This window comes from Streptomyces sp. NPDC030799, assembly GCF_055572255.1.
Window position 1 is genome coordinate 486,835 of record NZ_JBVIDS010000005.1, and the last position, 21,777, is coordinate 508,611.

At 68.7% G+C, this 21,777-nt stretch carries 14 protein-coding genes and 2 pseudogenes; 8 read left to right on the forward strand and 8 right to left on the reverse strand.

Annotated elements, in window-relative coordinates:
* The first annotated feature begins 134 nt into the window (after positions 1 to 134).
* A complete protein-coding gene (locus ACZ41I_RS15910; RefSeq protein WP_468514367.1) occupies positions 135 to 2,660 on the forward strand; it encodes a CHAT domain-containing protein in 2,526 nt (841 codons plus the stop codon).
* Here the strand turns inward: ACZ41I_RS15910 and ACZ41I_RS15915 are convergent, their stop codons facing one another.
* From ACZ41I_RS15915 to ACZ41I_RS15925, 3 genes are all read right to left on the reverse strand, one after another.
* Positions 2,661 to 5,183, reverse strand: coding sequence for a caspase family protein (locus tag ACZ41I_RS15915; RefSeq protein WP_468514368.1), 2,523 nt, complete (start codon positions 5,181 to 5,183; stop codon positions 2,661 to 2,663).
* A gap of 342 nt (positions 5,184 to 5,525) precedes the next feature.
* Positions 5,526 to 8,885 (reverse strand): CHAT domain-containing protein, encoded by a 3,360-nt coding sequence (locus ACZ41I_RS15920; RefSeq protein WP_468514369.1) that lies wholly within the window; start codon positions 8,883 to 8,885, stop codon positions 5,526 to 5,528.
* Positions 8,886 to 9,767: 882 nt separating this feature from the next.
* The gene (locus ACZ41I_RS15925) at positions 9,768 to 10,205 is read right to left on the reverse strand and encodes a hypothetical protein (protein WP_468514370.1); all 438 of its coding nucleotides are present in this window, start codon (positions 10,203 to 10,205) and stop codon (positions 9,768 to 9,770) included.
* 53 nt (positions 10,206 to 10,258) lie between these two features.
* On the opposite strand from ACZ41I_RS15925, the gene ACZ41I_RS15930 reads away from it, so the two are divergent.
* Entirely contained in the window at positions 10,259 to 10,636 is a 378-nt protein-coding gene (locus tag ACZ41I_RS15930) for a DUF6236 family protein (RefSeq protein ID WP_468514371.1), read from the forward strand.
* 865 nt (positions 10,637 to 11,501) lie between these two features.
* A pseudogene (locus tag ACZ41I_RS15935) lies at positions 11,502 to 12,093 on the forward strand (transposase); the annotation flags it as partial.
* A 44-nt stretch (positions 12,094 to 12,137) separates the two neighbouring features.
* On the opposite strand, the gene ACZ41I_RS15940 reads toward ACZ41I_RS15935, so the two are convergent.
* From ACZ41I_RS15940 to ACZ41I_RS15950, 3 genes are all read right to left on the reverse strand, one after another.
* Positions 12,138 to 12,530, reverse strand: a complete 393-nt coding sequence (locus ACZ41I_RS15940) for a hypothetical protein (RefSeq protein WP_468514372.1) — start codon at positions 12,528 to 12,530, stop codon at positions 12,138 to 12,140.
* 28 nt (positions 12,531 to 12,558) lie between these two features.
* Positions 12,559 to 12,780 carry a hypothetical protein gene (locus tag ACZ41I_RS15945; RefSeq protein ID WP_363220806.1) on the reverse strand — a complete coding sequence of 74 codons (222 nt, stop codon included), beginning with the start codon at positions 12,778 to 12,780 and terminating at the stop codon, positions 12,559 to 12,561.
* A gap of 172 nt (positions 12,781 to 12,952) precedes the next feature.
* Positions 12,953 to 13,270, reverse strand: coding sequence for a hypothetical protein (locus tag ACZ41I_RS15950; protein WP_468514373.1), 318 nt, complete (start codon positions 13,268 to 13,270; stop codon positions 12,953 to 12,955).
* Between the two features lie 3,236 nt (positions 13,271 to 16,506).
* On the opposite strand from ACZ41I_RS15950, the gene ACZ41I_RS15955 reads away from it, so the two are divergent.
* The gene (locus ACZ41I_RS15955) at positions 16,507 to 17,790 is read left to right on the forward strand and encodes a hypothetical protein (RefSeq protein ID WP_468514374.1); all 1,284 of its coding nucleotides are present in this window, start codon (positions 16,507 to 16,509) and stop codon (positions 17,788 to 17,790) included.
* Positions 17,791 to 17,974: 184 nt separating this feature from the next.
* Here ACZ41I_RS15955 and ACZ41I_RS15960 read toward each other — a convergent pair whose 3' ends face one another.
* Entirely contained in the window at positions 17,975 to 18,304 is a 330-nt protein-coding gene (locus ACZ41I_RS15960; protein WP_468514375.1) for a hypothetical protein, read from the reverse strand.
* A gap of 100 nt (positions 18,305 to 18,404) precedes the next feature.
* Here ACZ41I_RS15960 and ACZ41I_RS15965 point away from each other — a divergent pair, with 100 nt between their 5' ends.
* Both ACZ41I_RS15965 and ACZ41I_RS15970 read left to right on the forward strand, forming a co-directional pair.
* Positions 18,405 to 18,602 carry a nucleotidyltransferase domain-containing protein gene (locus ACZ41I_RS15965; protein ID WP_468514420.1) on the forward strand — a complete coding sequence of 66 codons (198 nt, stop codon included), beginning with the start codon at positions 18,405 to 18,407 and terminating at the stop codon, positions 18,600 to 18,602.
* Positions 18,529 to 18,831 (forward strand): hypothetical protein, encoded by a 303-nt coding sequence (locus ACZ41I_RS15970; RefSeq protein ID WP_468514376.1) that lies wholly within the window; start codon positions 18,529 to 18,531, stop codon positions 18,829 to 18,831. The genes ACZ41I_RS15965 and ACZ41I_RS15970 overlap by 74 nt, the downstream gene beginning before the upstream one ends.
* Before the next feature lie 18 nt (positions 18,832 to 18,849).
* Here ACZ41I_RS15970 and ACZ41I_RS15975 read toward each other — a convergent pair whose 3' ends face one another.
* Complete coding sequence (locus ACZ41I_RS15975) at positions 18,850 to 19,155, reverse strand: hypothetical protein (protein ID WP_468514377.1); 306 nt, start codon at positions 19,153 to 19,155, stop codon at positions 18,850 to 18,852.
* Positions 19,156 to 19,752: 597 nt separating this feature from the next.
* Here ACZ41I_RS15975 and ACZ41I_RS15980 point away from each other — a divergent pair.
* Together ACZ41I_RS15980 and ACZ41I_RS15985 are read left to right on the forward strand one after the other, a co-directional pair.
* Positions 19,753 to 20,274, forward strand: coding sequence for a hypothetical protein (locus ACZ41I_RS15980; protein WP_468514378.1), 522 nt, complete (start codon positions 19,753 to 19,755; stop codon positions 20,272 to 20,274).
* A gap of 1,043 nt (positions 20,275 to 21,317) precedes the next feature.
* A pseudogene (locus ACZ41I_RS15985) lies at positions 21,318 to 21,716 on the forward strand (IS5 family transposase); the annotation flags it as partial.
* Positions 21,717 to 21,777 lie beyond the last annotated feature (61 nt).

Consider the following 21,777-nt stretch of genomic DNA (forward strand, 5'->3'; position numbering starts at 1 on the left):
CGGCTGGCCGGCGGCCCGGGAGGGGGCAGCCGACGTCCGCGGACCGGGTGTCCAGTGGCGTTGTCGATGCCGCCATAGAGCGGTGGAGCAACTGGGGACGTTTCATGATCTTGCGGACTGGCCAACAAACGAGGGTGGTTGCGGACGAGGAGTACGCGCGGCTGAGGGAGCGGGCCGATGCCGCCTTGGCGACGGGCAGCGGCGATGCGGCGCAGGCGGCGGCTGACGTCGTTCGGTGGTGCCGGGAACATCTCTCACCCGATGATCCCGAACTGGCTCAGGCGCTGGTGCGGCAGGCAGTCGCCGCATCTCGTACCGGAGAGACGGCGGAGGTCAGCGGCCGGGTCGCGTACCGCTTCGTGCTTCTCTTCGAGGAGGCATTGGCACTCCAACGCACCGCGTTCGGACCGCGTAGCGAAGTCGTCGCCATCACGCTGGCGTTGTACGCGGATTGCCTGCGGCCCCGCGACCCGCTCGCTGCGATCGCACCACTGCAGGAGCGGCTCACCCTCCTGCGGAACCTGCGCAAGCCGTTGGACGCGGATGTCGGAGAAGCCGCCTGCCTCCTGGCCCAGGTCCAGGCCCAAGCCAGTTTGTTGCTGAGCAAGGAGGCGGCACGGCAGTACCAGGCCTGTCTCGACGTCTTCGCGACGCTGCCGCCGCACCCGTCGACGGCTGCCGCCTGGTCCGGACGGGCCGAGCTGGCCGAGGCCACGGGAGACTGGGAGACGGCCGATCTGGCCTACCGCCGGGCCGTGGAAATCACGAAGGCCCTGACTCAGGAGCCAAGCACCGATCTTGCTGTACGGCTGCTGGGGGCTGCCCGGGTCGCATCGCGGAGGGGGGACCGGGGCAGTGCCGCATCCTGGTACGAGAAGGCGCTGGAGGTGCAACGTGCCTTGTCCGGGGACGCCGCCCTGGACGTCGCGGCGACATGGTTCTCGATCTCCTTGAGCACGGACGGGAGCCGTGCACTGCAGGCGTCCCGGGAGGCTCTGCGCTCGGCCGGCGCATGGTTGCAGACCGGCACGGCCGCCGCACTCGACGACCGCCGACGCGAGGAGGTCATCCGTGCCTTCGCTGCCTACGCCGACCGGCATCTGCTCGGCCTGCTCACCATGAAGTGCGGAGGCGATGAGATGGCTGCGGTGTCCGCATGGCGTATGCGGCTGCCTGACCTGCTGTCGCGCCCGTGGCGACTCAGCCCGACTCCCCATCCTGCCGAGCGTGAACTGAGCACCGTAGTGGCCCGGATGGCGACCCGCCACCAGGCGCGGTATCAGACAGCGGACACCGACAACCGACCCGGAGCGGCCGGGGAGGGATGGCTGCGCCATGGGACAGAACTGCGGTGGCTGCGCGCCCGCCGCAGGGAGCTGGAGGCGGGGCTGCGCCGCGAGGCTCGCTCCGGCCGACGGGCGGAGCCGCTGGCCGGCGAGGTTCTCGATACCGCGCGCCGTTTTCTCGGCAGTGATGACCGGTTCATCAACATCGTCCGAGTGGCCGACGCGTATGTGGCGCTCGTGGTGGGACCCGCCGAGGAGCAGACAGCCGCCGTGGCGCTGGGGCAGACGGCCGTCGTCGACGAGGCTGTGTGGCGCGCGCGGGCAGCGCTGGAGGGGCCGGGGCGGGCGGCGGCGTTCCGGGACGTGGCGCCTCGCCCCATCGGCACTGACGACGGGGACGCCCCCCACGTACTGGCGCGGCTGCTGATCGAGCCGCTACTGCCGCACCTGGCGGGGTGCCGGCGACTGAAGGTGGCGCTGGACGGGCCGTTGCTGCACGTGCCGCTCGGCGTGCTCCCCGCCGGCCCCGCGCCGTTGCTCTCGTCGTTCGACGTCGACTACGTGACGGCCCTCGACGAGCTTGCCGGACCGAACCGGGCGGACGCCGAGGCGGGGCCCGACGTCGTGCTGGCTGCCCCCGATTACGAGCTGGGCCGCGTGGGGTCCGCCAACCCAGACTCCCTGTTCCAGCCGCTGGAGGGCACGGCCGAGGAAGCCCGCGGCATCGCCGAGCTACGGCCGGAAGCGTTGGTGCTCACGGGCCGCGACGCGACCAAGGCCAGGCTGCGGGAACTCCGTTCACCCCGCGTGCTGCACCTCGCCACGCATGGCTACACGCTCGCAGGCGCTCCGCCGAGCGACCCCAAGTTCATGAACCGACGGCTACGCGGAAGCGACAGCAGCTTGGCGGGCCGGTACGACAACCTGCGCCGCGAGCCCGATCTGCGCAGCGGCCTCGCGCTGGCTGGCGCCAACACCTGGCTGGAGCACGGTGACCCGGGACCGGCGGCGGAGACAGGACTGCTCACGGTGGCCGACGTCACCGGTATTGACCTGGCCGCGACGGAGCTGGTGGTGCTGTCCGCCTGCGACACGGGGGTCGGCGAAATCACCGCTCCCGACGGCCACGTGAGCCTGCGAGCGGCGTTCCTGCGGGCCGGTGCACGAGCCGTCGTCGCCAGCCTGTGGAAGGTCCCCGACGGGCCGACCCGCGATCTCATGATCAGCTTCTACCGGCTGCTCAACCAAGGCCACGGACCGGCCGAAGCCTTGCGCGCCGCGCAGCGCGAACGGCATGCCGCAGGTGACCCCGTACTCAACTGGGGCGCCTTCGTCTGTTATCTCCGTGCGACCAACGACGCAGACGGCGACTGATCAGGCGTGGCTCAGGTCCACCACCTCGAAGACCAGCGACATGTCCTGTGCCCTGAGCAGACCCTGAGCCGGATGCCGCCCCACCCCGTCACCCACCCCGAACTTTTGATGGGGGAGAAGGGTCGTGCGGTACACCCCGATGCTCGTACCGCGCGACTGGTCGATCAGGCGGGCCGCCATGCGGATGAGGATCGCCACGGCCGCGGCGGAACCGGCGACGACGGCGGCGGTGGGCTCAGCGGCCGCCAACGCGGTCAGCGTGGACAGCGCAGTGGACACCTCCTCGCTCCCCGTCTCAGCCGCCATTCCCTCGGCGAGATCCACATCGGGTGAGTCATCCCTGGCCACCCACACCGCGATGTCCAGGAATCGGTTCACCGGCCCCTCGTACACCAGCACGTCGTCGAAGGGCAGTCGGTCACCGTCCTTGATCCGGTCGAAGCGCAGGGTAGCGGCCCGGTAGGGGCCGCCCGCCTCGTCCGGCGCGGCAGTAACGACCAGGGCATCGATACGTACCCGCGAGCGCAGAAAGGCGCGGTTGCTGTGCACGGTGAGTTCCTTCAGCCGCACCGCCACTCTGCCAGGCATGTCCTGGCCGCGGGGAGTGACCAGCCGGAAGGACTCGTCCGGGCGCTCGTCGATCTCGAACGTCGGCTCGTCCGCGCCGGCCCTGCGCGCCGGGTGGAGCAGGAAGTCGAAGGGCCTGACCTCCCAGCGCACGCCCCCGTCCCGTCCAGGGGGCGCGGGAACGTCCCGGCGACCGGTGTCGAGGCGGTCGACCAGCCACTCCAGGCTGTTGGAAGCTGAAGGAATACCACGCGTTTTACCGGCCCGCCCGAGCAGGCCGAGCCGGTCCACCGGCCGGTCGGTGACGATGGCCACGAAACTCTCTTCCCGGGCCGGTCCGGCAGGCAGTTTCTCCGGCCACTGCAGCGGAATCCCGCCATCCCACCCGTAGTCCAACTCGTACTGCTCGCCCGGTTCGAGCGTCACGCCGCCCTGCTCCGACGAGGTCAGCCAGGTCAGGGCACCGGCCAGACCGACGTCGAACACGGAGACGAAGCGGCGCTCAGCGCTTCGGTTGGTGATCCGCAGCAACAGCCGGTCGCCGACGAACAGGTGAGCACCATGGGTGAGCTCTTCCTCACCGCCTCCGGACAGCAGGCGCAGGTATTTCACCTCAACGTCGGGTGGCAACGCAGACCTGCCCGTGCCGGACGGCAGTCGGCGGACGTATGACCCGAGCGCCAGCGTCCGCACAGCCTCCACCGCCTTGTCCAGTGGCATGGCCTCCCCGGACAGCGGCTGCCCCATGCCGTCTGCCACGTGAACCGCCTGGTCGTAACCGCGCTCACCCTCCAGACTTACGGTCGCCAGCGCGTCGTCGGTCTCCTCGACGATCCGGACCCGTGCGGAGGACGCGAGTTCCCGGGCGATCCGGTCACGGCCCGGGTGGCCGGCGGGCAGTACGAGTACTGGACGTTGGCCCAGCACTGCACCGACCGGCCAGGCGGACACGCCTGGCGGCAGACCTGCGGCGTCGGACACTCCTTCCAGAGCCAGCACGGCGTCACCCCTGCTGATCCGCGCGACGACTGCACCCGCCAGCCGGGTTTCGTCACCCGCAGCCACAAGTTCGTATCGGTCGCCCACGGCGACGTCGAAGACCGCGGCGTCGGGCAGGACTGCCACTCCATCCTTGATACGGACCGGCAGGACGCCCTGACCGCCACGTGTCCGCAACGAGAAGAGCAGCCGGTCCGCAGGCCCTTCCACGTCCGGCCGCTGCGGGGCAGCGGCGGCCGGAACGGCGCCGCGCACTGACTCAAGAATGTCCAGCCAGGTGAGCGCACCCGGGTCGGATCCGGTGAGCAGCCGCACCAACGCCGCGGTGAGCACTCCATGGCTGCGGCCGAGCCGTGCGTCGTGGAGCTCGTAGGCGCTCTGATGCGGGGCACAGGCCACCAGGCGCACCGCGTGCGGGTTGGCGTCGGCACCCAGGGGCCGGCCGGCGCGCGCTTCGCGCCAGCGCTGGACCAGGTCCTCTTCGGGAAGGTGGAGGTGCTCCAGGGCCTTGGGAACGGCCGAGCCGGAACGGGACATGCGCGCGGCGTGACAGCAGTCCAGGATCACGGTGACGTTGCGGGTTCGGTCGGTGAGCTCCAGTTGAAGGCGTGTCAGTTCCTCGGCGAGGAGGCAACGGCTGCGGTTGTCGGAGCGGTTGTCGAAGTCGGTCGGCACGATGTACTGCAGCCAAGTCGGCAGCGTCGGGTCCTGTGCCGCCAAGGGGTTGCGCTGGCGGCCGCCGTGCCCGGAGTAGTAGACGACCACCGCGTCGTCCGGACCGCTGTCCTCCACCAGCTCCCGGTAACCCGCGGCGATCCCCTGTGCGGTGGCGTCCTTGCCGGTGGCGGGCATCACGGTGAAGCCGAGCCCGGCCAGGGCCTCGCCCATCACCTCGACATCGGCGTGGACGCCGCTCAACCCACCCGTCTCACTTCCGATCAGCAGTGCTCGCCTCATGACGGGACCCCCGAGTACCGGATTGCTACCTGGAGGAACGTCCTACCACGGACAAGGCCGCCAGCGGAGGGCGACGGCACGGGCCGTAGCCCCCTCGGCCCCTGGAACCGGAGCTTCGGGGCGCACGATGAGCGCGCGACGTACACACCCGCGCGCCCCCGGCGATCCGCGTGCCGTCGAATCCCCGTTGCCCTTCGTACGGTTATCGAAGTCTTCCCTCTGACCGTGAGTCGCGGGCCGACCGACCTGCCCGGACGAATGCCTACGATGAACGTTGAGAGGCCGTCGGCGGGTGGCACAGCACGCTCCCCTCGCCGCCCAGGAGTGCGCTCCTGGTGGGACTCAAATGCCGACATGAATAAAGGGAGCCCACCAGTACGGGTGGTCATCAGCGATGTTCTCCAAAGCAGGGTTGGGCGGGACGTCGCGGGTCGTGCGCCGCCTGCCGCATGCTGCAGGGGTGCCCGTCGGCACGCTCAGGTCTGCGAAGGCGGCGCTGCGTGCGGCGCCGTCCATGGCGCGCAGATCGCGTTGGGCAAGCGCCAGCGCCTCCGCCACAGTGTCGTGGGCGGCGATACGCGCCGCGAAACGGTCCATGAACACGCACGTGGACGTGTCGTCCACCGGCCACAGCGAGACCACGGCGTTCCGTGCTCCGGCAGCCAGCAGGCCGCGGACCAGCCCAACAAGGTCTCCCCCAAGGGTTGTGTCGCCGCGACCGGTATCGCACGCGCTCAGGACGACGAGATCTGCGTCGATCTCAAGGCCCATGAGGTGGGCCACGGTCAGCTCGTCGGCACCGGCGAGGGCCACGGACGACAGAGTCGGTGCCTCGGCGGAAACCTGGCCGTGCGTGGCCAGGTGGATCACTCCCGCACCGGCAACTGCGCGGCTCACCCGCTCCTCCGTCGGGTCGTTGTCAAGCAGGGCCGAGGCCCCGTACCGAGCAGCCACCCGTGTCGCCTCGACCCGTGTCCCGGGAAGGTGCCTCAAACCGCGGTCCGGGTCGTAGGACGGGTCGCCGACCACGAGTGCTCCGCGTGCGAGGTCCGGCCGGGAGTGACCGGTGACATGCCGGAGCACGGACGCCGCGGGGAGCGTCGAGACGACATGGCGGCTGCCGAGCAGGTCAGGCCCGAAGGGAAGGCAGTGGAAGGGCACCAGGTGCAGCGGCCCTGACGGGACGACGATGATCCGCCCATGGTCCTTCAGAACGGCGGACACCGGGTCGAGCAGCAGCTCGCTCAGCCGGTCGGCGTCCTGTGTGCCGGCGGTCGGACGAAGCCGGGCGCACCCGCTGTGGAAGCGCCGGACCACCCCGCTGATGTCGGGGGTCTCGACACGCAGTTCGCGCACGAGGGCATGACGCCGCGTCACCGCCCAGATCAGGATCCGATCCCAGCCGACCAGGTACTCGACGAGCACGGTGTCATCGGGCAGCAGCGGTTGCACGTCGGCCAGCCGCAGCGGCGCTCTCGGGCGCCGATGCCGCAGCAGATGCCCGGGAACCAGCTGTTCGAGGTCGCGTTCGGCCGATTCCAGGGCGGACTGGGCCCGATCGAGCCGCCGGCGTGCCGGCTCCACGCGGCCCGGCACTCCTTCGTGGCCCGCTGCGGCCAGCAGGTCGTATGCCCCGGTCCAGGCAGCGCCGGCGCGGCTCCAGCGCCGCAAGGCCGCCGATTGCTCGGGCGTGTGCCGCGTGCGTGCAATGAGGTCTTCCAGGAGAGCGTCCAGGGCGAGTGACCGCAGCCGGTCGGTCAGCATGAAGGCGTCCTCGGTCCGCCCCGCCCGCCGGGCGACATCGGCACCCAGCGTGTAGAGCTCCCGGGCTTGCGCATCGTCCGTGATCGAGACACGGAACGCGTCACGGGTGAAGCGGGCCACCCGCTCCTCGAAGGCGGCCCGCGCTCGCTCCAGGACCTCCGCAGCACCGTCGATGTCGTCGACGGCGGCGAGAACCCTTCCCCAGTCGGTGAGGTCCCGCCATCCCGCGGCCGGCCTCGTCGTACGCAGTGACGCGACGACGGGGGCGGCGTCCTCGTAGCTCCGTGCCTGCGTCCACAGGTTCAGCTGGTGCGCGGGGTCGGCGTCCGGGGTGTCCGCCAAGAGCTCCCTGACCACGGCCCGCGCCTCGTCGTACCGTTCGGCGGCCTGCAGGACCACCACGAGGAGCGACCGGCCGGCGGCTCCCTGGGCCCGGGCACGCTCCAGGGCGACGCCCATCAGACGGTCCGCTTCGGCGTCCTCGCCGGCGTGTTGGTGCTGCCGAGCCCGGAACAGCGGTACCAGTACGTCACCCATGGTCAGGAAATCCGTCAGCGCGTCCAGCGTCAGCGCCACCGCCTCCGGCTCGAAACCCGGGTCCTGGGCGGCGCCCGGTACCGGGACGAACCGGTGTTCACCGAGCGTGGTGAGTGCTCGCTGCCGAGGTCCCAGACGTTGCAGCAGGTCCTCGTCGGTGGCGCAGACGGTGAGACCAGCCGGTGCGTGGTCGGTCAGCAGCCGCACGACGTCCAGCGCCCGTTCCAGCCCGTCCGGGTCGCGCTCACTGAGCTGCACATTGAACAGGGCGGCCGCCAGGGACGAGACCTCCAACCAGGCCAGCGGCTCCATCACCTCGTCCGCGGAGCTTCCGGCGGCCTGACGGAGGCGCTCGGCCAGCGCCGTCTGATAACTGGCGATCGCCGGTCCGTTGCTGTTCAGGCCTCCGTACAGCTCACCCGCGTCGCTCAGCACCATGCGGAGAGCCAACGCATTCGAGAGCCTGCTCGACATGTCCACGGCCAGCGTCAGGGCACAGCGGGCCCGTTCCGTGTCGTCCGCCCGCCACCATGCGTGACCGCAGGCGTGGACGAGGCGGGCCAGACCGCTGCCGAAGCTGGCGCTGCCCGGACCGCAGGCCCAGTGCTCGATGGACTCGGCGACATCCGCGGTCGCGGCACTCAGGCGGCCGGCGGCGATCGCTGCCATCGCGGCGTGGACATTGGCCAGGTGCATCGCAGCAGTGTCACCCGCCCGTCGGGAGAACAGCCCCGCCAGCCGTGCGAGGCGCTCGGCCCGCTCAGCACTGCCGCACAGAAGGGCCAGGCATCCCTCCCCGAGATAGGTCGCGGCGACACCGCGATCGGCGTGCGCACGACGGAACAACTGCCGTGCCTCCCCGTACAGTCGGCGGGCTTCGGCGGCCGACTCGGCCGTGGGAACCGTGCGCTCCGTGTCGAGGTCGGCGAGGTCGAACGCGAGTGTGTCGGTGAACGTCACGGGTGCGGTCAGCCACTCCGCCTCAAGAAGCCGGCACCGCGCCCTCCCGGCGAGATCATCCAACTGGGCGAAGACCTCTTGAGCCCACGCCAAGCTGCGCTCGGCCTCGCTCCAGGAGCCCGCGAGGCGGTGGAGATCGGCGAGCTCCGCGGCCAGAGTCGCCGCCACTACCACGTCCTGCTCAGCCGCAACCCGAAGCGCACCCTGCAAGGAACCGGACAGGTCTTGGAGGATCTCCGGGCTCTGCCCGGGCCGGAGGCGCATCATCGACCGAATGATCGAGCGCAGACTGAGCAGCTCCGGTTGTACCTTGCTGATGATCGTCAGCAGCAGGTCCGCCCGGATGTTTCCGGTGTCCGGGGCCGCCGGCTCCCGAAGCTCCGGCATCGCAGTGGCCAGTTGGGCGCCGGTGTCGCCGGGCCACCAGTTGAGGTCGAGCATGACCGCTGCGTGGCCTAGGGCCGCCCCCTCCGGGCTCGCGCGCGTGCCCGGATCGGCCCTTTCCAAGATGGATGACGCGCGCCGCGGCTCGCCTGCGATGATCGCCGCGAGTGCGGCCATGACGTGGGGTACCTCCTCACCACTCGGCTCGGGAGGGAGGTCCGGACGGGAGGCGGCGAGCAGTTCCCCGGGCCGGTCCCGCAGGGCACGTCGTAACACCGATTCGAGAGTTGCGGTCACAGCTGTCCCTGTCGCCTAAGAGGTCGGGGGCTCCGATATTGCATCGAGGGAAGGCATGGCGAAACTCACTTCGCCGCAAACAGTGATGCTCTTTTCCTCAGCTGGGCCATGAGCTCCCGATCTGCGGCGCGGGCGGCTCAGCGTGAAGTGTTCGTTGGCCTGCAGGAACGATCCGGTTCAGGAAGTTCTCGAATGTCCGCGCGGGCTGGCACGCTCCGGTCAACGCCCTTGTCCGGCGGGCCCGCAGGCACTGCGAGAGCCTGGCCGAGCCATGCAGGTGCTGCTGGGCGTGGGACGCGCTGCTTTTGGAGCGGACCCGGTTGAGGCAGTCCGGGCGCACCGCTTCGCGGCCTCCCGCAGCCACCGCTGGGACGGCTCGGTGAAGACCAGCGAGCCGCGGTGACCGAACGGCGCCAGGTCCCACACGTCCTTGGCGTGCTCGGGCTCCGGTGTCTTCAAGACCCTGGACGCGAAGGCGCCCGTCCGGTTCAGCAGAACCACGGCCGTCTCGTTGGCCTGCGGGCGCGGCACGTCCCTGCGGCCGAGCCGCGCCGCAGGACCGCACGGTCCGGACGATCAGCGCGCGCACCGAACCCGTCTCCGTCTTCGCGCGCCTCCGGCTGCGCTGGTAGACCCCGAACATCAGCTGGGCGACGACCAGGTCCGGCAGGCGCCGCGGAAGCTCACCTCGGTAGCCCACGAGGCGGCATCGCAGGTTCGCAGCCACTCCTGCTTGTCGACTTCCACGCCGTCCCGGTGCAGCCGGACCGGCCGCCGTGCGTGTGTCTCACACAGCCGCAGGCCCACCGGGCCGGCCGCCTCCCGGGTGCAGGCCAGCACGCCGCAGTCGCCCAGGCTGGCCGAGGACTCGACGGACGGGCCGGCGAGGAGTCTCTCCAGGGTGACGCCGCGGGCCTGGCACTGATACCAGCGGGCGCGGCCGACCTGCTGCTTGCCGTTGTCGATCCGGGGCCGTCCGCAGCCGGCCACCGCGCAGTTCTCCGTGCTCCACGCCCGCCCGGTGACGAACTCCCCGTAGGGCAGGCCCGAGCGCGGTGCCGGTGCCGGCAGGTCGAGCACAACTTCAGCTTCCTTTACCAGTCAGGTGACCGAGCGGCGGGACAGCGGTCGGCATGTTAGCTGTCCGGACTGTGTTTCCGGCCAATATCAGGGACGTACCCGTCCGGAAGATCGTGAAGCTACGCCACCGGCGTCGCTCGGAGTTCGACACCTGCGCCACCGCAGTACCGAAGCGGTCTCGTATCTCCAGGCTGAACTTGCCGACGTCACCCTTGCCGGAGGCCCGGACCGAGTCCATCCGGCCAAAGGAGGACCGCCGCTTTGCCGGTCCGCTGACAGACCTGCGGAGGGCCATGAAAGGAGTGGGCATCGAGACCGCCTCCAGCGCGGCACATCTCAAGCTCTGCACTAGGTGCCGCCTGGCCATCGCTGGCCGGCGTCGCGCGGCAGCCCGACAACGTCACCCTCCTCGCCTCGTCCCCGGCGGCTAATCTGCTGTCCATCGAACGCAACCTCAAGCCGGCCTCACTCCCGCAGAAGATGGCCAACCGGCTGCCGGGCCCTCATCGCCACGACCAATGAGAAGCAAGTCAACGCCAGGCGGGCCGCGACATGGGCCCCGGCAGCGGCGCGCCCCGGCCAGGCGAGAACTGAAGCTGTGCCGCGCTCTGCGGCGCACGCGTATCCGAGGCATGTGCTCACCGCGCCACTGATGAGTTCGGACTCGGCGAGTAGCTGCCCGCACCTTTGCCACAGCTGGAGGACTCGCCTGTGGCGGCCACCACCATGTGCTTCGGCTTGCCCGGCAGCTTCTGCGAGGCGACCGCAAGGCCACGTCGTCATCGGCGGCCCGCCCTGCAGTTGCTGCACACGTTGTCTTCGGCGCCGGCGAGCTCGACCCCGACGACGGCGTCGGCATCCGGATGGTAGACGTCGCCGGTGGTGACGAGCAGCTGGGCGATACGCTTCCCGCTCGGTGACTTCGGCAGGGCCGCGGATCGCCGGCCAGGTGCTCGCGGCCGCGTTCGAGGTGCTGCTGCGGCCGGGCTTCTTCGAGCGCGGCCGTGGTATCAGGCCGATGCGTCCACCACAAGAACCGCAATGTGGGAGCTACGAGCTCATCTCCCCCAGTAGGGCGGCCCGACCTGCTCGCGCCCGGCCGACGTGGCGGCCGAACATCCGCGCCACCTTCATCTCCCGGGCCCGCATCAACATGCACCGCAAGATGGTCGCCCTCGCCGCGGCCACTGGACGGCATCCGGTCGCGGTCCTGTCCGACCGCGCCGCGTACGCCGCCGGCGGGCCCAGCCCGCTACCAGCAGGGAACCGGAGCAGCACCACCCAGCTGCCGGCTGCCGTCCGGGCCGTAAGCGCGGTGTCGAGGCCGAAGCCGAGCGGCTCCGCGCGGCATTCGGCCAGGACTTGGCCCACCAGCCGCCTCTGGTCGAGGACGCGCTGGTCAGGCAAATGCTCGCTCTCCCGGGCCAGCTCACGGCCGCCTGCGCCGCCGCGGACGGACTCGCACAGGCGGTGGAGGAGACCTTCCCGCAGCCTCCTGACGCGGAGATCATCCTCAGCTTTCCTGGCCTCGGCACCCAGCTCGGCGCCCTGGGCTTGCCGAGATCGGAAACGCTCGCGCCCGGTTCGCCGACGCCCGTGGCCTCAAGGCCTACGCCGGCGCCTCACCCATCACCCGGGCCTCCGGGAAGAAGTCGAGCATCACCCGACGGGGGTGAAGAACGACCGTCTCAACCATGCGGGACACCTCTGGGCCTTCGCCTCCCTGCCGGCCTCCATCGGAGCCAAAGCCCACCGCCGGCGCCGCCGCGACGAGCACTCCGACTGGCACGCCGCCGCCCAGCGCAATCACTTCAACCGGCTGCTCGGCCAGCTCTGTCACTGCCTCAAGAACCGCCGGCTGTTCGACGAAGTCGCCGCCTTCCCACCTCAGGTGAAGCCTTTGGTGCGGCGGCCGCATAAGCCGAGGGCCGATCAAACCGGAGGTTCCACCCAGGGAGCCAGCCGTTCCCCGACTGCCAGATGCTCGCGCCAGTACCGGAAGACGGTTCCGTGGACGATGTCGAGCTGCCTGGCCGCGACCAGGCCCGAGGCGAGACTCGGCCCGCCCGCATCGGCCTCGAAGGCAATCAGTACGGGCGGCGTCTCGCCGACCTGCCGGGCAACGAGTCGGACCTCGTCAGCCGTTGGCGCACGAAACATCGGGTCCTGGAAGGCGGCCGGGCACGTGACGAGGACCGGGTCGCTGAACACCAGCTCCAGGCCGTGGGCATACGAGATGTCGTGCCCGGCGCCCAGACGCAACCGACCAGGGTCCCAGGCGACGATGTCCCAGTCCCACCATGACCCTTCGGGCAGCTCGAGCACGGCTCGTTGCCCGCTCTGGGCCGCGCCGTCAATCGGGAATCACCAAGCCAAGCTCATGCAGTCGTGGAAGGCAGACATCCAGGCACGCCTCCAGAGAGACGGCGTCCGTGCGAACCAAGAGATCATCCCGAAACGGAGCTCCGCTCGCGACCAAGGTCCAGGGCTTCGCCCCGTCGCGCATGCGCTCGGCGTCGACCTTGAACAACACCGTCACACCCTGCTCTGCCAACGACTCCATGACCCGCGCCACGTCCAACGCATCCCCACCCCCTGCCCGCAATAGAACAGGCAGAAGGCTACACCGGCCTCTCACGACACCGGCTTGACCGCCTGGCACAGTGAGGTGTCTACAGCCTCACCACTACCACGACCCGCGCCGAACAGCAGGCCGCCGGCTGATCCACTGCCCGCAACACTCGACGCTACCGAGCGTTGGCGTTCCCGAGTTCGACAGCCAGCGCAGCCATGTCCCGCAGGTGCCTGTAGTACTCGGACGCGCCGTCCTCATCATCGATCGACGGCAGGACCTTCTCAACGGCCGCAAGGCAGAGGAGCAGGACCTTGCGACGCTTCTCGTCAAGAGGCCCTGACAGCGACGAGACGACACAGCCGGCGATGCCCGTGTCGAGCAACACCATGTCTTCGCCTTCGATCTCTCGACCACGCATGTGTGGTGGGAATGGCGCGCGCATTTGCTCTTCCCACATCCGTGAGAGCAGGTCCACTTCTGATTCGCTCATGTTCGCGATCATGCCTTACGGGCGAGGCTCTGCGGGAGGCTACCGCAGAGCCGTCCAAATCCACCGACAAGTGCTCTCCGCTGTCACCTGCGCGGACGCGCCTTGGTGTTGGACAGTGTCACTGTCGTAGAGCGGTATCTGCAGTGGGCACGGCTGTCATGGGGCCGTATACCCCACTCCGCTCTACTGTTTTGAGAACGGCACTTCTTGATCCTGTGGTAGCGGCGCGGCGGCACGATGGCCGGTGTCGGCCTCCGCGAGCGGAAGGGTGTGGCGTGGGGGAACCGGACGAGTGGGATGAGGTCACGGAGGCGTTGTGGGTGTCCAGGCCGGTGCTGGTTGCGCGGCTGCTGGATCTCGATACGGCTGCGTGTTGCTGTAGTAGGTGCCGTCGGTCCAGGCGATCTCGAACCCGATGCTCAGCGTCGAGTCCGCGGGTGGGTAGTCGATCGTGTAGTTGAAGGTGGCGTTTCCCCTGGCGGGGTCGTACTGGCCGAAGAGGGTGCCGTACTTGCTGGTGCCGGGGATGGTGTAGACGACGGTGATCTCGGACCCGGCGGGGTCGTGCCCGCGTCACCCGTGATCCGAAGTGCCTCCGACTCGGCCGGCACCCCCGCATTCGTTCTCAAGCCGATAGCGGTCGTCGTCGACGCTGTCGCGGAGCGGAGCCTGATCTCCCTGTCGCGATCACCGATCAGGCCGCCGCTCAAGTGACCCGGCTCGTATGCAACTGCGCCGGCTGGCTCAGGCCTTGGCCACGGATCCCGATCCATTGACGAGTGGCCGAGGTGAAGGCCCACGCCATGTGGAGCTGCTGATCCGCGCATTGCTTCCTTACGGAACACGGCGCCTGGTGTTACCTCGATGCGCCGGGTGCGGCCGGACAACGCCGCTGGAACACCGGGACGCGGCACGCCGGCTCTGTTCCCACTGCAGGCGCAAGACGACAGGAGGTGAGCCCCGGCAGCCGTGTGCGACCTGCGGAAGGCCCCTCAAGGTCTTCTGCCACGACCAGGACGGCCTGCCAAGATGCCAAAAGCACCCACCTGCCGAGGACGGCACCGACGTCATCCTCAGGGTCCTGAAGCAGCTCGACACCGGCCTCGATGGACAGACCGCCACAGCCACCATCAAGGAATCGCTGTCCCACGCCCACCAGCGACGGAAGACCGCCGCGCAACTCCGCCACCGTCCAGGCTTGCTCACCGCTGGCGGTGCCCAAGGCTCCCCGGCAGTGATCTCGCTGATCGACGGCTTGCTCCATGCCGGTGCCCAGGTTGTCCGCCCTCCGTGCGCCGTCTGCGGGCTGGCAAAGCCCCTGAAGTTCCGCAGCAAGGACGGTCGATGCTGCCCGGCGTGCTACGAGGCCGGCCGCCTCGAGCCATGCAGCCGCTGCGGTCAGACCCAGCACGTCCCCACCCGCACCCACGAAGGCGAGCCACTGTGCTACCCGTGCATGCCTTGCGATCCCATCAATATGAGCACCTGCTTCCTCTGCGGTCGCCTGTGGCCTCGGACTGTCAAAGACGCCGACGGCCACGCCATCTGCGGATCTGCTGGCGTCCACCGGTCACGACCTGCTCGGTATGCGTACGAGAGAAGCCGTGCCACTACTCCAAGTCCGAGGCTCCTCGCTGTGCGACCTGCGGGGCCCGCAGCGCACATGCCCCCTGCTCAGGGTGCAGCCGTGTTCGTCCGCCTGGGCAACGGCGACGGGCTGTGCGAAGCCTGCGCCCGCCGCCGGGAACCGTGTGTCGACTGCGGACGAACCATGCGGGTCTACGGCCGCATCGACGCAGGGTCCCTGTGCACGGTCTGCTCCCGCAAGCATCCCTCGTCGAGACGCCACTGCGCTCAATGTGGAACACGCGAACGCCTGCACCACTTCGGACTCTGCGCCGCCTGTGCAGCCCCGCGGCAGCTGCACACCGCCTTGACGAACCACAGCGGAGACCTGCGCCCGGAGCTCGAACCTGTCTCCTCGGCGCTGACCGACTACAAGGCGTCCTTGCTGCTGCTCTGGCTCTCCCACCGGCGGCCCAAGCAGATCCTGCGTGCCTTGGCCGAGGGGACAGGACCCGTCACACACGCCACCTTGGACGAGATGCCGGAATCGAGGGCTGTGACGTACTTGCGAGCCGCTCTCGTCGCCACCGACGTGTTGCCGGCCCGAGATGAGCAACTAGCGTCGCTGGAGCGCCGGCTGAGCGCCTTTCTCCAACGGGTGGAGGACCGGCAGGAGCGAGCGCTCTTCAGACGCCTCGCCACGTCGCTGCAGCCCAGGCGTCTTCAGTCCCGCGCACGGCGTCGCCCTGTCACGCACGGGCAGTGCCAGACCGTGCGGCACGACATCTACGCGGCGGTTGCTCTGCAACGCTGGCTGCGTCAGCGCGGAGGCAGTCTGGACGACTTGCGATCAGGCCCAGACCGACGAATGGCTGGCTCAGACGGGCCGGAAGCACACACAGGCCAGGAGCTTCCTGACGTGGTCCGCTGCACGAGGCCACATACCCGCGGTGCACGTTCCCCCGCGGGGTACGTCGCGCGGCACAGAGCGCCTCGTTGAAGGGGACGAGCGCTGGCAGATCAGCAAACGCCTTCTCCACGACGCAGATCTCGCCCTCACCGACACACTGGCTGGCTGCCTCGTCGCGCTCTGCGGCCAGCCGGTGTCCCGCATCGCCCAGCTCACGACAGACAAGATCCTTGCTGGAACTGGTGGCGTTCAGCTCCAGCTGTGATCCCCGTCCAGTGGAGATTCCCGAGCCGCTGGGATCATTGCTCCTCGAACTCGCCCGCGGTCGACAGGCTTTCGCTGTCGTGGGACAGAACGAGCAAGGTCCGTGGCTCTTCCCGGGGGGCGCGCTGGACAGGCCATGACCGCAAGCCACCTGACAGTGCGGCTCAACCGGCTCGGCATCCGTGCTCGTGCCAGCCGGAACACAGCCCTGCTGGATCTTGCAGCTCAGATTCCGGCGTCGGTGTCGAGCGACGTACTGGGCATCTGTGTCACCTGCGCGGTGGCCTGGTCCCACGACGCCGGCAACACAAGGCTCGGCTGGAGCAGCGGACTTCGCACGTCGGGATTTCCGCAATTCCGAACGGCCGCAGTTGCCAGTAGCCCCGGGGAAGTGATGTCACCTCCATCATGACAGGTCAGGCGGTACTTTCGTAGGAGGAACGGCACAAGCGACCAGCCTTGTTCGGCCCTCTCCGGGACACCGAGAATCTCGGTTATGAATCACTCGGGGAAGGTCGATCAGGACGACATCGTGCGGGCGCGGAATGTGCTGCTCGCGTCGGGACGCCGCACGCCGCGCGAGGAAGTCGATGCCTACCGGGTGCTCGCTCAGGTCAGCCCTGCCTCGTACCTGCCGCTCTTGGCCAGGGCGCTGCAACGCCTGAGCTACGACAGTGATTCCGGTAAAAGGCATGCCCTCTCTCTCGCGCTGTGCGAGGAAGCGGTGGCCGTGGCGCGGTCCATCGATCCGACCGAACCCGCCCGCGCGGATGTTCTGTACCGGGCCCTCGACACGTGTCAGAGAGAGCTGTACACCGTGGGCCGACGCACCGAAGGACTCGCCATGCGCGCCGAGATGCTCGCCATCAGCCGTGCGCAGGCCCAATTGTCGGGAAAGCCCGTGGTCAAAGGGCTGCGCGAGTGGGCTGCCGGTCTTTCCGAGGAAGGCCGTTATGCCGAGGCTGCCGATGCCATGACCGAGTTGGTAGCAGCGATCCTGCCCGACGGGCCCAGCAGTGGGGGTCTCGCCTGGTCACTGCTGGACTGGATCGCCGCTCTCCACGACGCCGGCCGGTCCAGCGAAGCACTCGCCGCGTTCGAGACACTCGTCAGCATGGAAGCGGCCGAAGCCGCGAACGACCACGGCCCGATGGCCTGCCATCTCTACTCGCTCATCGGGTACGCACAGATGCTCGAAACTCACGACCGAGATGAGCAGGCGGCGCTCGTGCGCCAAGAGGCACTCGTCTTGCTGACGGAGTTGGCCGATACCGGTGAGCGGAAGTCCTGGAGTGGCTATCAAACGTCGTTCTGGGCGGTGCTGCTGACCTTCTCCAGCGCCGAAAGCGATCGGCCTGCCGCCGATGGACCGCGTCCGCCTTCGGGGACGGCGCCCACGCAGTGGTCGCCCGATGCCAAGCAGCGGCTCTTCGACAGCCGCCATGCCCTCCGGGAGGAAGTGGACGCCCTCGCTTCGCGAGCCACCCAGGACCCGGACCAGCATCTGGCCGAACTGGTCCGCCTGCACCGGCTTCTCACCATCCGCTCCGCCGTCTACTGGGAGAACCGCACCCATCGGTTCGCGGAGCGAGTGCGCTCCCTGTTCGACGACGGAGTGGGCTTGGCCCGCCGGCTGTATCAGCACAACCCGGCAGAGGGAACGCGAACACTGGCCAGGATCCTGATCGACCGATCGACCTTCCACACCGCCGCCTGCGAGTTCAGGCCCGCCCTCGACGACTTCCGCCAAGCCCTGAGCTACCTGGGGGAAGCCGACTAGCCCGAGCGGGTCGACGTCCACCCCAGGAGTCGCACACAAGCAGCTCGCGCCAGACCGAGGAAGGCCGACCATTCCGCAACTCCCAATAGCCCGGGTTTGCACTCCGGCGCCGGGTGGCATTGCCGGTGATGAGCGCGGCGGCCTCACACACCTGGCAGGAAGCGTCGCCATCGCGGGCGTCGGGTCAGGTGGTCAGCTGCTGCGGATGCGGATGCGGATGCGGAGGCGCCGGGCGGCCCACTGACTGCCGCAGTTGGTCCCATCTGGTGGGGTGCGTGTGCCGCCAGGCACTGCGGTCCAGGCCGTACAGCGTGGGGAAGCTTTGGGCGGCGCCGCAGGTGCACGTCCAGGCGTAAGGCTCGGTACGCGTGTCGTCGCGGGTGGCGGTAACCGCGACCTGGGTGCCGTCGTGGCGTCCGTGGTAGGTGCCGACCCAGACACCCTGCCGGCACGAACACGCCTGCTTCTCTGAACTGGAGAACGGGGTGTGGGCCTCGACCTCCGGAGAGTGCATCCCTGGGCTGGCACGATGAGTCTCCATGAATGATCAAGAAATTCCTGCCGCCCAAGCTCTGCACTTGGTCACAACCCTCTTCCCACACGCCCTGGGTGCCATGCTGGGGGGCTCGGCCGCCCAGGGTCGTGCCGCTCCGACGAGTGATCTGGACGTGGCCGTCCTCCTGCCGGACTCGGACACCAGCCGTCGTGAGCTGATACGTCAGCGGCCTCACCTGCTTCATGGACGACTTGATCGACACCCCGCCGACCAATCGCTACGAGCAGCTCTCCCTCGCCGACTTCACTCTGTGTGAGGCAACACACCTTTTCACCGCCCACCACAACGCCTGGACAGGCATCGGCAAGTGGCTGCCCCGCAGACTATTGAGCGCGGACCCAGCACGAGGCAAGGCCCTGCTGGACGGCCATCAGGCTGTGGCCGAACACGCCGACCCCACCCTGTTGGCGGCCGCGGCCGAGCAGGTGCTCGACCTGCTTGGAGGACCACTGCGAGAAGGTTTCGCACACCGCTGGCGCGCATGATTCGCCAGTCAGCCTGACCTATCCAACATCACCCGCAGATCGCTTTCGCTTTTCGTGCGTGGGTTCAGCTCCGAGCTTGGGCTTCCCCGTCGGCGCCGTGTTGCTGGGCCTTGAGATCGGGTTGGTGATGGTGGGAATGCCGAGGTCCACGACACTGCTGCCGGTCGGACGCCGGTCGAGCTGGACAAGCTTCTCCTCTGCGCCGGCGAGGCTGACCTGGAGTCCCTCGACCTCGCCGAGCCAGCCTTCGCGCTCGGCTTCGGCAAATGCGCGCGTGGAGGTTGTCACGAATGTCAACGAGCTGTGCCCGCTGAGCCGGATCATGTCGGAGGAGTGAGCACCTGACCCAAGCGTGCTCATGAATGCGCGGTGTTCCGAAGGCACGTGCGCAAGTGCCGATGGAAACCTTCCGTTTCTCGAAGTGGGCGAGAAAGGCGTCCCGTTCTTCGTCGGTAGGAGTTCGGCAGGGGACGGCCCATGGCCCCCAGCGGGCTGGTTCCTCGGCCGCCCACTGGGCGATGTCGAGGTAGAAGGCCCGAACCCGGATGACCTCGTCCTTGGCGTTGAGCCGCGGGCTGGAGACTTCGATGCGTGTCTTGTTGGGGCCGCTGGTGGTGCGTTTCTTGGCCTTCAGGTCTCCTTCCAGGCACGGGCCGGCCTTGGCGGCAGCCGCAGGGAGTCGATTCCGGGTGACAGTGCTTCGACCTGGGCCTAGAACAGGCCGGCTAAGGGCTGTCCCGTAATGATCTTTTGGTCGGGGGTGTGAGGCGTCCCCTCAGCGGCATCGGGCTTGATGCCCTCCCGTGCCGGGTATCGCAGGCGCATGCAGGCTTGGGGAGAGGCCGTGTGGGCGGGATCCCGGTGGGAGAGTTTTCGGCGGGGAATGGTGAAACGGGCGCTGGCGGGAGATGAGCCGCAACCGTGGTGGATACCGCGGTGCGTGCTGAGGCCGTGGTGTCGGCCGATGTCGACGGCACTGCCGGTGTTGGGGCGGTCTGGCTCCTGTGGCGTCCGAAGTCGTCGCAGATGCGTGAGCACATTGCGCTTCTGGAGTGGTTCGGCGAGCAGTGGCGGGAGGTCGGAGGCGGCAGTGGCTCCGGAGACGATCCTGTCGACGTCGATGTGCTCGACGTTCGCAACGGAGCAGGCGTGCTCAGTCTCACCCGCAGCCTTGAGGCTCCGCACTCGATCACCGCGGCCCCATGGATCAGTTGCGTCAAAGTGCGCCTCGGGCGGGATGTGAGGCACGTTCTCCTCGGTGTCCGCCGGATCGAGGTTCCCGAGCAGCGCAGTCTCATCGCTGTTTGGACGTCTCCCCGTATCAGCCGCGGAGTCCGTCCCGTGATTGTGGCCCTGGGACGCGACGGCGCCGAACTCTCCCGGATCGGCCCCCATGACAGCCTGGACACTCACACCTGGGCGCGATTGAGAGAGGAGTTATAGAGGGCACCACGACGGGTGGGGATCAGGGTGGCCTGCCGCTGCAGGACCGGGTTCTGCTGGTCAGCGCTAGTGTTCGGGACCTCCAGCAGCCGGCGCGTCGCGTGCTTGACGACGGCGGTCACGATGTCCTCCCGAACAGGACGTCCAGCGACGCTGGGTTGTTGTAGCCTGGCGCCGGAGGCGGCGGCATCGGCTCACTTCGCTTGCAGGAGGACCTCCTCGCCTGCCGCGCATGCGCCGTCGCCGAGGACTGGCGAGGTGAAACCGACGGCCTCGGCCTCACCCTCACCTTCCTGCGCAGCAAGCGCGAGCAGGCCCGACAGTTCCAGCGGACTGGGCCCGTCGCCCCGGGACTGCCTGCCGTTCCTCATCAGAAACCCCCGATTGAATAGGCCAGCGCAAGAGCTGCCTGCGCTGCGATAGTCAAGGCATGGATCGAACGCATGGACCCGTCGACGGGATGTTCCTGACAACAGAGGAGCAGAAGGCGGTACACGCTGCTCTGGTCTCTGCTGGCGCCGATCGTTGGGCTGGCGGGCAGCCGTGCACGTTCCACTCACTGCTGGCGCGTTGGGCCGGCGAAGTGGCAGGGGTGGAAGAGGGGTATTCGTGGTGCGCGCCAGAGCTGGCCAACGACATCTGGTGTCGCAGCGCGCTGGCGTGTATCTGGCCCCTCTTGCCCCCACGCGTCCAGTCCGTCTGGCAACCAAGGCTCCATGAGCTCGACGAGAGGTTCCGTGCGGCAACGATCCAGTGGCCCGGCCGAGGCGATGACGAGGGACATTGGTGGAAGTGGCGCATCCCTCGACTACTTGAGGCTGAAGCTGGAGACCCCTGTGAGCGAGGCTGGCCCTCAGGCTGGGAAATGATGCCTTTCCCTAAGCCAGATTCCGTTCAAGTGGTCGTCTGAAGAGCGAGCAGACTTCGTCGTTTCTCACCCGTCGATTTAGAACAGCTAACACAATGAGGTGTATCGCCGCTGGCGGCCGTGCCCGACTGCCGAGTTGGGCGGTGTTCGGGCTGTGGGGACTTCGCCGTGGATCATGCCGGATGACTTGTGGGAGCGGATCGAGCCGCTGCTGCCCAAGAAGGAGCGGCGCTTCCGGTACCCAGGTCGTCTGCCGGTCCCGGACCGCCAGGTGCTGTGCGGGGTCCTGTACGTGCTGCACACCGGCATCCAGTGGGAACACCTCCCCAAGGAGCTCGGCTTCGGCTCCAGGATGACGTGCTGGCGCCGGCTGCGGGACTGGAACGAGGCTGGCGTCTGGCAGCGGCTGCTCGAAGTGCTGCTGGCCGAGCTGAACGCGGCCGCCAGGCTGGACTGGTCCCGCTGCGTTGTCGACACTTCCCACGTCAGGGCCCTAAAAGGGGGGCTCCACACGGGCCCGTCGCCGGTCGACCAGGGCCGGGCAGGCTCCAAGCACCACTTGACTGGGCACGCGGCCGATGCTGACTCGGTCACGACTGCTTACGAGAGATCTGTAGCGAGTCCCCGGTCATGGG

Coding starts and splice junctions, on each gene's coding strand:
- ACZ41I_RS15920 (WP_468514369.1), bottom strand. CDS start 8,885: ATGCTCGACCTCAACTGGTGGCCCGGCGACACCGGCGCCCAACTGGCC.
- ACZ41I_RS15965 (WP_468514420.1), top strand. CDS start 18,405: ATGCTGGGGGGCTCGGCCGCCCAGGGTCGTGCCGCTCCGACGAGTGAT.
- ACZ41I_RS15970 (WP_468514376.1), top strand. CDS start 18,529: ATGGACGACTTGATCGACACCCCGCCGACCAATCGCTACGAGCAGCTC.
- ACZ41I_RS15955 (WP_468514374.1), top strand. CDS start 16,507: ATGAATCACTCGGGGAAGGTCGATCAGGACGACATCGTGCGGGCGCGG.
- ACZ41I_RS15960 (WP_468514375.1), bottom strand. CDS start 18,304: ATGCACTCTCCGGAGGTCGAGGCCCACACCCCGTTCTCCAGTTCAGAG.
- ACZ41I_RS15915 (WP_468514368.1), bottom strand. CDS start 5,183: ATGAGGCGAGCACTGCTGATCGGAAGTGAGACGGGTGGGTTGAGCGGC.
- ACZ41I_RS15975 (WP_468514377.1), bottom strand. CDS start 19,155: ATGATCCGGCTCAGCGGGCACAGCTCGTTGACATTCGTGACAACCTCC.
- ACZ41I_RS15930 (WP_468514371.1), top strand. CDS start 10,259: ATGTTAGCTGTCCGGACTGTGTTTCCGGCCAATATCAGGGACGTACCC.
- ACZ41I_RS15950 (WP_468514373.1), bottom strand. CDS start 13,270: ATGAGCGAATCAGAAGTGGACCTGCTCTCACGGATGTGGGAAGAGCAA.